Source organism: Occultella gossypii (assembly GCF_019947135.1).
Taxonomy (GTDB): domain Bacteria; phylum Actinomycetota; class Actinomycetes; order Actinomycetales; family Beutenbergiaceae; genus Occultella; species Occultella gossypii.
In genome coordinates, this window is sequence record NZ_JAGSHT010000005.1 from 1 (window position 1) to 13,637 (window position 13,637).

The 13,637-nt window shown below is 68.8% G+C and carries 12 protein-coding genes; 11 read left to right on the forward strand and 1 reads right to left on the reverse strand.

All coding sequences use genetic code 11. The features are described from left to right. Positions 1 to 92 precede the first annotated feature (92 nt). Positions 93 to 1,322, reverse strand: coding sequence for an ABC transporter substrate-binding protein (locus tag KCQ71_RS04755; protein WP_223403401.1), 1,230 nt, complete (start codon positions 1,320 to 1,322; stop codon positions 93 to 95). Between the two features lie 214 nt (positions 1,323 to 1,536). On the opposite strand from KCQ71_RS04755, the gene KCQ71_RS04760 reads away from it, so the two are divergent. From KCQ71_RS04760 to KCQ71_RS04815, 11 genes are all read left to right on the forward strand, one after another. Next, a complete protein-coding gene (locus tag KCQ71_RS04760) occupies positions 1,537 to 2,406 on the forward strand; it encodes a branched-chain amino acid ABC transporter permease (RefSeq protein ID WP_223403403.1) in 870 nt (289 codons plus the stop codon). Then, the gene (locus tag KCQ71_RS04765; protein WP_223403405.1) at positions 2,399 to 4,300 is read left to right on the forward strand and encodes a branched-chain amino acid ABC transporter ATP-binding protein/permease; all 1,902 of its coding nucleotides are present in this window, start codon (positions 2,399 to 2,401) and stop codon (positions 4,298 to 4,300) included. The genes KCQ71_RS04760 and KCQ71_RS04765 overlap by 8 nt, the downstream gene beginning before the upstream one ends. Then, positions 4,300 to 5,079 (forward strand): ABC transporter ATP-binding protein, encoded by a 780-nt coding sequence (locus KCQ71_RS04770; protein ID WP_223403407.1) that lies wholly within the window; start codon positions 4,300 to 4,302, stop codon positions 5,077 to 5,079. Before KCQ71_RS04765 ends, KCQ71_RS04770 begins: the two co-directional genes overlap by 1 nt. Beyond that, positions 5,076 to 6,119, forward strand: a complete 1,044-nt coding sequence (locus KCQ71_RS04775) for an MBL fold metallo-hydrolase (RefSeq protein ID WP_223403409.1) — start codon at positions 5,076 to 5,078, stop codon at positions 6,117 to 6,119. The genes KCQ71_RS04770 and KCQ71_RS04775 overlap by 4 nt, the downstream gene beginning before the upstream one ends. Positions 6,120 to 6,168: 49 nt before the next feature. Further along, positions 6,169 to 7,260: an NADH:flavin oxidoreductase/NADH oxidase gene (locus KCQ71_RS04780; RefSeq protein ID WP_223403411.1), complete on the forward strand. Its 1,092-nt coding sequence runs from the start codon at positions 6,169 to 6,171 to the stop codon at positions 7,258 to 7,260. Between the two features lie 89 nt (positions 7,261 to 7,349). Beyond that, positions 7,350 to 7,973, forward strand: coding sequence for a TetR-type transcription factor C-terminal domain-containing protein (locus KCQ71_RS04790; RefSeq protein ID WP_308116606.1), 624 nt, complete (start codon positions 7,350 to 7,352; stop codon positions 7,971 to 7,973). Between the two features lie 187 nt (positions 7,974 to 8,160). Next, a complete protein-coding gene (locus KCQ71_RS04795; protein ID WP_223403413.1) occupies positions 8,161 to 9,705 on the forward strand; it encodes a class I adenylate-forming enzyme family protein in 1,545 nt (514 codons plus the stop codon). Between the two features lie 59 nt (positions 9,706 to 9,764). After that, positions 9,765 to 11,516, forward strand: coding sequence for an acetyl/propionyl/methylcrotonyl-CoA carboxylase subunit alpha (locus KCQ71_RS04800; protein WP_223403415.1), 1,752 nt, complete (start codon positions 9,765 to 9,767; stop codon positions 11,514 to 11,516). A 1-nt stretch (position 11,517) separates the two neighbouring features. Continuing rightward, positions 11,518 to 12,399 carry an HpcH/HpaI aldolase/citrate lyase family protein gene (locus KCQ71_RS04805; RefSeq protein WP_223403417.1) on the forward strand — a complete coding sequence of 294 codons (882 nt, stop codon included), beginning with the start codon at positions 11,518 to 11,520 and terminating at the stop codon, positions 12,397 to 12,399. Positions 12,400 to 12,401: 2 nt separating this feature from the next. Then, positions 12,402 to 12,869 (forward strand): MaoC family dehydratase, encoded by a 468-nt coding sequence (locus KCQ71_RS04810; RefSeq protein ID WP_223403419.1) that lies wholly within the window; start codon positions 12,402 to 12,404, stop codon positions 12,867 to 12,869. Then, the gene (locus KCQ71_RS04815) at positions 12,866 to 13,612 is read left to right on the forward strand and encodes an SDR family NAD(P)-dependent oxidoreductase (RefSeq protein ID WP_223403420.1); all 747 of its coding nucleotides are present in this window, start codon (positions 12,866 to 12,868) and stop codon (positions 13,610 to 13,612) included. Before KCQ71_RS04810 ends, KCQ71_RS04815 begins: the two co-directional genes overlap by 4 nt. The last annotated feature ends 25 nt before the right edge of the window (positions 13,613 to 13,637 follow it).

Sequence of the window (13,637 nt, forward strand, 5' to 3'; positions counted from 1 at the left end):
GGCCGGCCCCCCCCCCCGGGGGTTGGGCCCTCTTGTGGTGGGGGTGCTGCCGCCCCCCCCCACCTCTCGTGTGCGGTTGACGCGTGCGCTAGTCAGTAGGTCTTGACGACGCTGTACGCCCCGTCGGCCACCTCGAGAACTGCGAGTCCGCCCAGTTCGACCGAGCCGTGGAACTCCGGGGTGTAGGTGTAGATCGCGTTGACGCCGACGACCGCCTGCGTGTTGTTCTCGAGCGAGTCGCGGATGGCGTCACGGGTGGCCTGGACATCCGCCGGGTCATGCTCTGCGGCGGCCTCGATGGCGTTGACGAGCAGGATGGAGCCATCCCAGCCGTTGGCGGCGTACTGGCCCGCCACCTCCCCGTAGGCCTCCTCGAAGGTGTCAACGAGAGTATTGGTCACCTCGTACTGCGGGTCGCCGGCTTCGAGCGAACTGGCCGCGAGCACGACCGAACCCTGGACGAACGTCCCGTCGGCAGCAGACCCGGCGTTCTCGATGTAGGCCTGCGAGCCCGCACCTGGGGAGTTGAAGAGCACGGGCTCGAAGTTGATCGACTCCGCGCTCTTGGCCACGACGGCGTTGGCGGGGTTCACGGCCCACACGAGCACGGCTTGCGGATTGCCCTCGCTCAGCGTCCCCAACTGGGCTGTCACATCGGTCGCCGTAGCGTCGAACGCCTCGATGCCGGTGACCTCGATACCGACCTCTGCAGCCACCGCCTCGATGTTGTTGGCCGGGTCCTGCCCATAGCCGTCGTTGGTGTGCAGCAGGCCGACGCTCGTCCAACCCTGAGCCGCCGCGAACTCCAACTGTGCCCGGAGCGACTCGTTGGTGCCGGAGTACTGCTTGAAGATGTAGCCCGCCTCCGCTGCCGGCTCGACGATGCTGCTCGAGGACGCCAAGGCGATCGTCGGGACCTGCAGGTCGCCGCTGAACGGGCGCAGGGCGATGGACTCGCCGCTCGAACTCGGTCCGAGGATGGCATGGACGTTCTCCTCGATGGCCAGCTTCCGGAACTGGTTGACCGCGTTGCTCTCATCGCTGCCACTGTCGAGCACCACAAGCTCGACAGGTCGGCCGTCGATGCCGCCGCCGTCGTTGATCTGCTCGAAGTACAGCTCGATCGCCTGCTGTTCCGGGACACCGAGCGCGGCATAGCTCCCGGTGAGACCGACCAGGACTCCGATCCTGTAGGGGTCGTCGCCGCCGTCGGTGTTGCCGGGGGTGTCGCCGCCGCAGGCCACGGTTCCGAGCATGAGGGCGGCGGCGCCCAGCATGGTGACTACTCGACGCCTGCTCGGCGTCCGGGTGCTCATCTTCATTGATCAGGCCCTTCGATGTTGTGGAGGGGTTCTTACGGTTGGTGGGGGAGGGAGCTTCGGTCGGACCGGCTGGACGAGGCGAGATGATCCATTGACATCCTGATCGCCGTCGGCATACCGTTCATCCAAGCGAACAATCGTTCGTACGTCAAGGTACGATCTGACATCCATCCACAGAACCCGTGCTCCCAGCGGTGGCCAAAGGAGGCTTCAGTTGGACGTCCTCATGCAGTCGGTGCTCACCGCACTCGCGCTCGGCGCCCTCTACGGTGCGCTGGGTATCGGATTCGTCATCGTCCACCGCCTGACGGGGATGGTGAACTTCGCCATGGGCGACATCGCCGTCGCCGGGGCGTTCGGAGCCGTCGTGGCCTCGTCCGTGCTGCCGCCCCTGGCCGCCATCGGCGTCGGCGCCCTCACCGGCGCGGTGGTGAGCGTGCTCATGTACCACCTCGCGATCCACCCGCTCCGGCACCAGAGCCTGATGGTCCAGACGATCGTGACCCTCGGCGTCGGCATTGCGATCCGGTCCGCGATCCAGCTGATCTTCGGCACCGGGCCGCGCCAGTTCGAACCGATCACCTCGGGCAGCTCGCTGACCATTCTGGGCGGGAGCATCCCCCTACAGTCCCTGTGGCTCGTCGGCCTGACCGTCGTCGGCTACCTCGGGCTCGCATTCTTCTTCGACCGCACACTCTCGGGCAAGGCGCTCAGCGCGTTCTCGGTCAACGCGTACGCCGCCGGCGTGGTGGGCATCTCACTGACCGTCATGGCCACGATCGCGTTCGCCCTCTCCGGAGCGATCGCCGGCGGCGTGCTCGCCGCGCAGGTGCCGACGTCGTTCATCACCGCCGGTGCCGGTCTCGCCCTGGGCCTCAAGGGGTTCATCGCCGCCATCCTGGGGGGCTTCGAGAAGCTCGGCCTGACCCTGGTCGGTGGCTTCATCGTGGCGCTGGTCGAAGTCCTCGTGGCCCGGAACGTCTCAGCGGCCCAGGCGTCGACGATCGTGTTCCTCCTCCTCATCGTCCTGCTCGTCGTGCGCCCGCAGGGCCTCACGCGGAAGGTGGCTGCAGACCGTGTCTGAACTCCGTTCCCCGCTCACCCTCTCCTGGCGCCACGGCGTCGCCGCCGCGGTCTGGATCGGCATCGTCCTGCTATTCGCGGGCCTCGCGAACGCCTACTACGCCGGCCTGGGCGCCACGGTGGGGATTCTCGCCCTCCTGGCCCTCGGGATGGTGCTCGTAACGGGCTACGCGGGTCAGTTCTCCCTCGCGGTCGGCGCGTTCTACGGCATCGGCGCCTACGGCTCGACCCTGCTGACCGTCAAGTACGGCTGGTACGGGCTCGTCGCGCTGGTCCTCGCCGCGACCGTCGCCGGCGTGCTGGGCTACGCCATCGCCCGTCCTCTGTTCCGTCTTCGCGGTCACTTCCTCGCGATGGCCACGTTGGCCCTGACCGAGGTCTTCTACCTCTCGGTCAACAACGCCGGCTTCACGGGCGGGTCGACCGGCATGGGTGGCATCCAGCCGCTCGACCTCTTCGGGTTCTCGCTAAGCAGCAGCGCCAGCCACGTCGTCGTCAACTGGGTCGTCGTCGGGCTCGTCGTGTGGGGCATCCTCACCCTGCGCAAAGGCCGCGAGGGCCGTGCTTTGCTGGCGATCCGTGGTCACGAGGCCGCGGCAGCCGCTGCCGGTGTCAACATCCCGTCCGCCAAGGCCCGGGTGTTCACGGCGTCCGCGGTCATCAGCGCCGTGGCCGGGTCGCTGTACGCGCACCAGTATCTGTACGTGAATCCGCCGCCGTTCGGGCTGCAGACCGCGATCGACGTGCTGATGATCGCCGTCCTCGGCGGCATGCGCAGCCCGTGGGGCGCCGTCATCGGCGCCATCGCCCTCGAAGTCATCTACCAGGGCATTGAAGCCATCCTGCCGGGCCTATTGGGCACGGGCGCGGTCGGTGCCGGGCAGCAGCTCATCATCGGACTGCTCCTCGTGGTGATCCTCGTCGTCCGTCCCGACGGCATCGCGGGCGCTCTCGGGGATCTGATCGGATTCGTCCGCCGTCGTCTGGGCGGGGACCGCGCGCCGGAGGCAGTGGCGCCGACGACCACCCAGACCAGCACCGACATGCGTGCGCTGCGCCGCCAGGAGGACGAGGCCGGCCCAGTCAGCCCGGGCTCCGTCGTGCTCTCCGCCCGCGGGCTGCTCAAGCGGTACGGCGGCGTCACCGCCGTCGACGACGTCGACCTCGACATCCACGAGGGCGAGGTCCTGGCCGTGATCGGCCCCAACGGTGCCGGCAAGTCCACGCTGGTCAACATGCTCTCGGGTAACACCCCGCCGACGGCAGGGACCGTGACGATCGGCAACGTCGAGACGACCAGCATGCGCGCCCACGAGGTGGCCCGGCACAGGCTCAGCCGCACGTTCCAGACCCCGTGCCTCTTCGAGGGGATGGACGTCGCCGCCACCGTCAAGGTCGGTGCCCACCTGCGCGGCAACGTCGGCATGCTCCGCTCCTCGATCCCGACGCCCGCCGCCGTCCGCGAGGAACGACGGCTGGCGGACGAGACACAGGCCGTTCTGACCCGGCTCGACCTGGCCCACCTCGCCGACCGCGACGCGAAGAACCTCTCGCTCGGTCAACAGAAGATCGTCGAGGTTGCCCGCGCCCTGGTCGGCCAACCGCGGCTCATACTCCTCGACGAGCCGTGCGCGGGGCTCAACAAAGCCGAGAAGGCCTCGCTGATGCAGCTGCTGCGGGCATTGGGGCGTGAGGGGCTCGCCGTGCTCGTCATCGAGCACGACATGGAGTTCGTCATGGCGAGCGCCGACCGGGTCCACGTCCTCAACTTCGGCAAAACTCTCCGGGTCGGCACGCCGGACGAGGTGCAGAACGACCACGCCGTCATCGATGCCTACCTGGGCGTCGCGACCGACGCCGACGAGGCCGCAGAGTCCGTGGAGGTGACTCACTGATGTCCGATGCCCTGGCTGTCAGCAACCTGTCCTTCTACTACGGTCGTGCCCAGGTTCTCGACGACCTCTCCTTCACGGTCGCCGCAGGGGAGATCGTCACGATCATCGGCCCGAACGGTGCCGGTAAGTCCACCCTGCTCAACGTCATCGCCCGCAGCCACCGACTGCGCCGCGGCGCGGTGGCAGTCGCCGGGACGAGCACATCCCGCATGAGCCAGAGCCAGGTGGTCCGCACCGGATGCAGCCTCGTGCCGGAGGGCCGGCAGGTCTTCTCCACGCTGTCCGTCGCGGACAACCTCCTGCTCGGCGGATACACGCGGCGCCGGGACAACACGACCAAGAAGCTCCTGCGCGAGGTCTACGACCTGTTTCCACGGTTGGAGGAACGCTCGCACCAACTGGCCGGCACGCTCTCCGGTGGCGAGCAGCAGATGCTCGCCGTCGGCCGCGCCTACATGAGCCAGCCCAAGGTCATGCTCCTGGACGAGCCGAGCCTCGGCCTGTCACCTCAGATGACCGAACTCGTCATGAAAGTACTCAAGCGGATGCGCGACGAGAACGGCCTGACGATCGTCCTCGTCGAGCAGAACGCCCGCGCCGCGCTGGCCCTCGCCGACCGCGGCTACCTCCTCAACGCCGGAAAGTTCGTCCTGGAGGGCACCGCCGCTGCCCTGCGCGGCGACCCCGCCGTCAAACACATCTACCTCGGCGGCGCGAGCTCGACCGAACAGGTCGAGGGCCCGCTGGCGGACTCGCTCGCGGCGGAGCTCGCAGAGTGAACGACGCAGCGGGCGTCGTCACCGCGACCAGCCTGGCCCAGCGGGCAGCCTGGCGACGGCGGGAGGCACCCGCGGTGGAACAGGTGCGCCCGGGGGTATGGGCCATCCCGGTGCCCGTGCCCAACCCGATCCGGTTCACATACGCCTACCTCGTGCGTGGGGCCCGCGAGAGCGTCCTGATCGACCCGGGTGCCGACACCGACACCGCGTGGGCAGCGCTCACGAACGCCTTCGCCGCAATCGGGTTCGATACGGCGAACCTCACCGGCATCGTCGTCACCCACTTCCACTTCGACCATTGGGAGATGGCGGACCGGCTCGCGGCCGCGACCGGTGCGTGGATCGCCCTCAGCCGCACGGAGCGGGACTGGATCGCCGGTATGACCGCGGCTGATCTCAGCCACGAGACCGCCTACGAGCGGTTCCGCCACTGGGGCGCTCCAGAGGCGGAGGCCACCGCGCTCGCCGGCAGTGAGGACTACGCCGAGACGCTGCGCTACACCGTGCCCACCTTGCTGCTCGAACACGACCAGCGCCTCCCGATCGCGGGCACCGACCTGAAGGTCCTGCTCACCCCCGGTCACAGCCCGGGCCATCTGTGCCTGGTGGACACCGAGCGCAACCTGCTCTTCGCCGGCGACCACGTCCTCCCGGGCATCACCCCTCATGTAGCGCTCAACCCGTTCGGCTCCGAGGACCCCCTCGGGGAGTACCTCGAGAGCCTGAACCTCCTCCTGCCACACCACGGCGCGGAGGTTCTTCCCGCGCACGAGTACCGCTTCGTCGGTGTGGCCGCGCGCGTGCGTGAGCTTCGCCGAGCGGTCGACGACCGGCTCGACGAGCTGCACGGCCTGGTCGCCGAAAACCCCACCGCGAGCGTGTGGGATCTCGCCCATGCGCTGACGTGGTCGCGTGGCTGGGACGGGCTGAACACGCTGGGGCGCCGCATGGCGATGGGCGAGACCGCCGCCCACCTGAACCACCTCGCCCGCGGATATCCCTTACCCACCGCCCAGCAGGCCAGGGCGTCCCTGCCCTGACCGTCCGCGCACCCCTCGCGGCACCCCTCAGCACCAAGGAGAATCACCCATGGCCAGCAAGGCACCGCCCCGGCTCTTCGAGCCGCTCACCCTGCGCGACCTCACCGTCGCGCACCGCCTGTGGGTGGCCGCCATGTGCCAGTACTCCGCGGTCGACGGCGTACCTCAGCCCTGGCACCTCGCCCATCTGGGATCTTTCGCGATCGGCCGCGCGGGCCTGATCCTCACTGAGGCGACCGCCGTCGCCCCGGAGGGCCGCATCTCGAGCAGCGACGCCGGCATCTGGACGGACGAACAGGCCGGGGCCTGGGCTCCGATCGTGGGGTTCGTCCACAGCCAGGACGTTCCCATCGTCGTACAGCTCGCGCACGCGGGCCGGAAAGCCTCGACCAAGCCGCCCTACCTCGGCCGCGGCTACCAGCCGCCCGAGGAAGGCGGCTGGGAGACCGTCGGCCCTTCTCCATCCGCCTACGGCCGGCTCCCCGCGCCCCGGGCATTGACGAAGCCCGAGATCGCAGTCGCCGTCGAACTGTTCGTTGCGGCGGCCCGACGGTCCGTCGCCGCGGGGTTCGACGGCGTCGAGTTGCACGCCGCGCACGGTTACCTCTTCCACCAGTTCCTCTCTCCGCGCTCCAACCAGCGCGAGGATGAGTACGGCGGGTCCTTCGAGAATCGCGCCCGGTTCCTCCTCGAGGTGGTCGACGGCGTGCGCGCGGTCCTGCCGGCGGGCATGCCGCTGTTCGTGCGACTCTCCGCCACCGACTGGGTCGAGGAGGGGTGGGACGGTGCGGACTCTGCTCGGTTGGCCCCCCTGCTCGAGGAGCGTGGCGTCGACTTCCTCAGCATCTCCTCGGCTGGTAACGACCATCGTCAGGAGATCCCGGTCGGTCCCGGATACCAGCTTCCACTTGCTCGTCAGGTGAGGGCCGCCGCCTCGGTGCCGGTCGGAGCCGCGGGCCTGATCACCTCACCGGTGCAGGCGGAAAGCGCGATCGTCGACGGCGCCACGGACGTCGTCCTGGTCGCGCGGCAGTTCCTCCGCGAGCCAGGCTTCGCCCTGCGCGCGGCCGCCGAGCTCGGCGGGGAGTTGGAGTGGCCGCGGCAGTACCGGATGGCCAAGTTCGACGGGAGCATCCCGTGACCCCCCGCGCCGATGCAGGCGAACGGACGTCTGCTCGACTAACCTCGTCTGCATATAGCGCAGCAGCCAGGACGAGCGAGGGACGGACCGTGAGGACCACGCAGAACGGGCAGCAGACCGCGGACGCCATCCGCCGGGAGGCCGCCGAACTCTTCGCGACCAAGGGCTACGACGCCACCACGCTGCGCGACGTCGCCGCCCGCGTGGGCATCAAGGTCGGTAGCCTGTACAACCACATCGCCAGCAAGGAGGAGCTCCTCCTGTCGGTGATGGGGCACACCATGGACGACCTCGCCGGCCAGATGGAGCGCGCGCTCGCGGGCCACACCGAATCGGTGGATCGGCTCATCGCGTTCCTCGAGTGCCATATCCGTTTCCACGCGGAGAACGCCCAGCAGGTCTTCATCGGCAACACCGAGTTGCGCTCGCTCCACGACGACTTCCGGCGCTCCATCACCGAGAAGCGGCGCGCCTACCGCAAGCAGCTCGAAGAGCTGATCGAGCAGGTGGGGATCGACGACAAGGGTGAGGTGCTCAACTCCCGCCTGCACGCGTTCAGCATCGTCGCCGTCGGGACGCACGTATCGGGCTGGTACCGACCCGACGGCGTCTTCTCTCTCGACGAGATCATCGAGACCTACACCAAGATCATCCTCCGGAGCCTGCAGATCGAGAACGCGGACCACCTGGTCGAGTCGGCCCTCGCGGTCTGACCGCGTGGCGTGGCACGTCTGAGTTCGCACCAGGAAAGCAAGCACGCCAACCCGACCCGAAGCACCGGCCGTACCGCTGCCCTGCACGCTGGCCTAACCACCTTCACCCTTGCCCCACGACCCTCTCTGGTCGTACTCTGACCGGAGACGAACGATCGTCCGTTCGTTTAGTACTCTGGGAGACGCGATGACGCACACCATCGGAGACTGGACCCGCATCAACGCGCGGCGCCAACCCGCCCGGGAGGCGTTCGTCGGGGTGGACGGCCGGGTCACGTTCGGCGAGGCCGCCGAGCGCGCGTCGCAACTCGGCCGAGGGCTGCGCGCCGCCGGCGTCGGTGCCGGCGACACGGTCGGCGTCCTGGGAGGCAACACCGTCTTCAACGCCGAGGCGTTCCTGGGGATCGCAGTCTCCGGCGGTCTCTACACCGCGTACAACTGGCGCTGGGCACCCGAGGAACTCGCGGCCGGCATCCGGGAGAGCCGGACGCATCTCATCCTCGTCGAGGAGCGCTTCAGGGTGCAGCTCGACACCGCGCTCAATATCCTCGCCGCCGACCCGGAGACCACCGCCCTGCCACGCGTGCTCGAGCAGGCAGAAGTCGAGTCCCTGCGAACCGGCACCGGCGCGCTGGCCGACGTCATCACCCCCGAGGACGGTCTCTGCCTCATCTACACCGGAGGGAGCACCGGCACATCGAAGGCGGTGGTGCTCTCCCACCGCGCTGCCACGGCGAACGCCATCAACGAGTACGTCGATGCCAAGGTCGGGGCGCACCCGGAGGATCGCGGCCTCATGATCACGCCGATGTTCCACTCCGCCGGCGTCATCACCTGGCTTGTCACGCACTTCTTCGCCGGCAAGACCACCATCCTCGTGGACCGCTTCGACGAGGAGAACTTCACCGAGTGGGTCGGCCGCGAACGAGCCACCAACAGCTTCATGATCCCTAACATGATGCGCCGTCTCATGCAGGCCGGTGCCTTCGCCGATGCCGGGGTCCAGCAGCACTTCCGCGCACTGCACACCGGCGCCGGGCTGCTCCGCATGCCCGACAAGCAGCGCTTCCTCGACACCCTGCCCAAGGCCGAACTCTACTTCCGCTACGGACTCACCGAGGCCGGCCCGATGGTCACCCGGCTGCTCCACCGCGACATCCTCGACCCGAGGGCAGACGGTTCCATCGGTCAGGAATACCACCTCACCGAGGCCGAGCTGTTCAGCCTCGAGGACGACGGGCGCATCGTCGAGCCCGGTGAACTCGGCGAGATCTGCGTGCGCGGCCCGAACGTGATGACCGGCTATTTCGGTCGCCCGGACGCCACCGCCCAGACGATCCGGGACGGCTGGCTGCACACCGGCGACCTCGCCACTCGGGACGAGAAGGGCTACTTCTTCTTCAAGGACCGGATGAAGGAGATGATCAAGACCGGTGGCGAGAACGTCTACTGCGTCGAGATCGAGCAGGTTCTCTACCTCCACCCCGCAGTGCTTGAGGCAGCCGTCGTCGGGGTGGACAGCGAGCAGTGGGGCGAGGAGGTCCGCGTCGTCATCTCGCTGCGGGACGGCCAGAGCACGACGGGCGCCGAGCTCGAGGCGTTCCTTCGCCAGCACATCGCCGGTTACAAGGTCCCCAAGCAGTTCGCGTTCATGAGCGCCGACCGGCTGCCGCGGTCCGGCGCCGGGAAGCTCGTGAAGCACCGACTCAAGCAGGAACTCGGGTGGGTCTGACCGCCCGTTCCGGACCCACCACCCATCCGCAGGACGCGGCACCGACGAAGGACTGAAGCATGTTCACAAAGATCCTTGTGGCCAACCGTGGCGAGATCGCCGTCCGCATCTTTCGGACGTGCGCCGATCTCGGCGTCGCCGCCGTCGCCGTGCACTCGAGCGCCGACGCCGGCGCGCTGCACGTGCGCACCGCGGACGAGGCGGTGGACCTCGGCGACGGACCGGCGTCGGAGAACTACCTCAACATCGCCAAGATCGTCCAGGCCGCCGTCGACCACGGTGCCGAGGCCGTGCACCCCGGCTACGGGTTCCTCGCCGAGAACGCCGCCTTCGCGCAGGCCGTCACGGACGCCGGCCTGGTGTTCATCGGCCCTTCGGCCCACGCCATCACCACCATGGGTGAGAAGGTCGCGGCACGCGCCGTCGCCGCTGCCGCCGCGGTGCCGCTGCTGCCCGGGTCCGCCGGTGCCGTCGCCGATGAGGACGAGGTCACTCGGTTCGGCGAGGCACACGGCTATCCATTGCTCATCAAGGCTTCCTTCGGCGGTGGCGGGCGTGGCATGCGTCAGGTGCCCGGGCCGGACGAGGTGACCGATGCCTACGCCTCCGCCGTCCGCGAGGCCACCGCGGCCTTCGGCGACGGCGAGGTCTACGTCGAGCGATTCCTCGTCGACGCCCGCCACGTCGAGGTTCAGGTCTTCGGCGACTCGTACGCCAACGCCGTCTACCTAGGCGATCGTGACTGCTCCGTCCAACGTCGCCACCAGAAACTCATCGAGGAGGCACCCGCCGCCGGCCTGAGCGACGCCATGCGCGCGGCGATGGGTGAGGCCGCGCTGCGCCTCGTGCGCGAGGTCGGCTACGTCGGCGCCGGCACGGTCGAGTTCCTCGTCGAGGGCGAGAGTTTCTACTTCCTCGAGATGAACACCCGCATCCAGGTCGAGCACCCAGTCACCGAGCTGGTCACTGGCATGGACCTCATTGCGGAACAGCTTCGCGTCGCGGCCGGTGAACCTCTCTCGCGCACCGAGTCCGGGGTGACCAACGGCGCCGCCATCGAGGCCCGCATCAACGCCGAGGACCCCGCCGGCGGGCTCTTCCGCCCCGCCCCCGGCCCGATCTACTCCATCACGGCACCCCAGGGCGAACACCTGCGCTGGGATGCCGGGTACGAGTCCGGCGACGAGGTCCTACCGCTCTACGACAGCCTCGTCGGCAAGCTCATCGCCTGGGGCCCCGACCGGGACACGGCGATCGACACCCTGCTCGTGGGTCTGGACGGGCTCAAGATCGAGGGCATCGCGACGACGGTCTCAGCCGCCGCGCACATTCTCGCCACCGAGGATTTCCGTTCGGCGAACATCAGCACCCGGTGGCTCGAGACGAGCGTGACGCTCCCCGAGCCGGAGCCCGCGGAGGAGCCACTCGGCCGGGACGAGGTGTACGTGCAGGGCCGCTACTTCCGGATCCCGGTGTTCAGCGACGGCGTCCGGTCCGGCGCCGTCGTGACGGCGGCGCACGAGGACTCGGGCAACGGTGAGCGCCGCAGTACCGCGCGCCGCGGGCCCGGCCGCACGAAGGTCGCCGGGGACGGCACCCTCAAGGCCCCCATGCAGGGCACGATCGTCGAGGTCAAGGTCGCCGCTGGCGATTCCGTCGTGGCCGGGCAGCTGCTCTTCGTACTCGAGGCCATGAAGATGGAGAACCCGATCCACGCCCCACACGACGGCGTCATCTCCACCGTCTCCGTCGCCCAGGGCGACTCGCTCCCCGCAGGCAGCCTGCTCGCCGAGTACGCCGAGGCGGTCTGACATGCGAGCCGTGCGATCGCTGCTGTTCGTGCCCGGCCATAAGGCGGACTGGATCCTGAAGGCGCTCCGGTCCGAGGCAGACGGGATCATCATCGACCTGGAGGACTCCGTCCCCGACCAGGAGAAGGGCCACGCCCGGGCCAACGCCCGCGCCGCGATCCTCGACTACCCGGGCGACAAGGCGGTACTCGTCCGCCCGAACGGGCTCGCCACCGAACACTTCGGCCGGGACCTCGCCGTCGTGACCGTCCCCGGACTGGATGCCTACCTCCTGCCGATGCTGACCGGCCGGGACGACGTCGTCGCGTTCGACGCCGTCATCACCGCGGGCGAGCTCGCGAACGGCGTTCCCCGCGGCACCGTCGGGGTGGTGCCGTCGTTCGAGACGGCGGCGGCCATCAATCGCGTGGACGAGATCGTGACCGCACCCCGCGTCGCCGGAGTGATGGCGGCGGCAGCCAAGGACGCCGACGTGTCCCGCAGCATCGGGTTTCGGTGGAGCGCCGAGGGCCTCGAGACGCTGTACCTGCGCAGCAAGATCGTCGTGGCCGCCCGCGCCGCGGGGCTCACGAACATCGTGGTGGGCCTGTGGCAGGACGTGCGGGACCTCGACGGCATGCGCACCTTCGCCCGGGACAACGCCGGCCTCGGCTACACCGGCCAGGTCCTGATCCACCCCTCGCACGCCCCGATCGCCAACGAGGAGTACGGCCTCTCGGAGGCACAGGCCGACTACTACCAGCGTCTGGTCGCGGCCTTCGAGGAGGGCCGGCGCAACGGCCACGGCGCGGTGAGTTTCGAGGGTGAACACATCGACCTCGCCCACGCCAACTACGCCCGCGAACGGCTGGCCACGGCCGGCTACGAGATGGAGGCACGATGAGCATGTACTACGAGGACTTCGTCATCGGCGAGGTCATCAAGCACGCGGTGACCCGGACGGTGACGGAAACCGACAACCTGCTTTTCACGACGCTGACGATGAACGTTCAGCCGCTGCATCTGGACGCCGAGTTCGCGGCCAAGAGTATGTATGGCGAGCGCATCGTCAACAGCGTGTTCACCCTAGGGGTCGCGACCGGCATCCCGGTGCAGGAGACGACGCTGGGTACCACTCTCGGCAACCTCGGGTTCCGGGACATCGAGTTCCCCAAGCCGGTACTCATCGGCGACACCCTGCGGGTGGAGACCGAGGCGCTCGACAAGCGCGTGTCCAAGTCGCGCCCGGAGACCGGCATCATCGGGATCGAGCACCGTGCCTTCAACCAACGCGGGGAGCTGGTGTGCCGGGTGCGCCGGACGGCGCTGATGAAGCGGCGGGAGTCCGAAGTGTCGGTGGAGGCGACGACGTGACCCCACGGAACGTGCTCGTCACGGGCGCAGCCGGCGGCATGTGTGGCGGCATCAACGCGCGCCTGGCCCGCGCGGGGCACACGCTGCTATGCGCTGATCTGAACCTGGCGGCGGCGGAGACCGCGGCCGAGACCGTGCGGGCGGTGGGCGGGACGGCGCATGCGTTTACCGTCGACGTCACGGACGCCGAGTCGATCCGTGACATGGATGCCGCAGCGGAGGACGCCGTCGGGCGGGTGGACGTGGTCGTCAACGCGGCCGGGATCCTGGATCGCAAGTACCTGGTCGACCATGACGACGCCAGTTTCGAGCGGGCGCTCGGCGTCAACCTCGTGGGCCCGTTCCGCATGATCCAACGGTTCACGCCCGGGATGGTCGAGCGCGGGTGGGGTCGCATCATCAACATCTCTTCGATCGCCGGTGTCACCGGGTATCCGTACCCGAGCTACGCGGCCTCCAAGGCCGGCCTGTCCAACCTCACGCGCTCGCTCGTGATCGACCTGTGGGGCACGGGCGTGACGGTGAACGCCATCTGTCCGGGCGTCGTCGACACCCCGATGGTGATCGAGGACGTCAGGCGGCAGGTCCCGAGGAAGGTCCCGACGGAGCGTGTGATCGACCCGGAGGAGATCGGCGCACTGGCAACATTCCTCATCTCCGACGACGCGCGCAGCATCAACGGCGCGGACCTGCTCGTCGACGGCGGGGCCACCGGGTACTTCCAGCTGTTCGATCGCCCGTGAGACCTGCCCACCCGTGGACGGACTG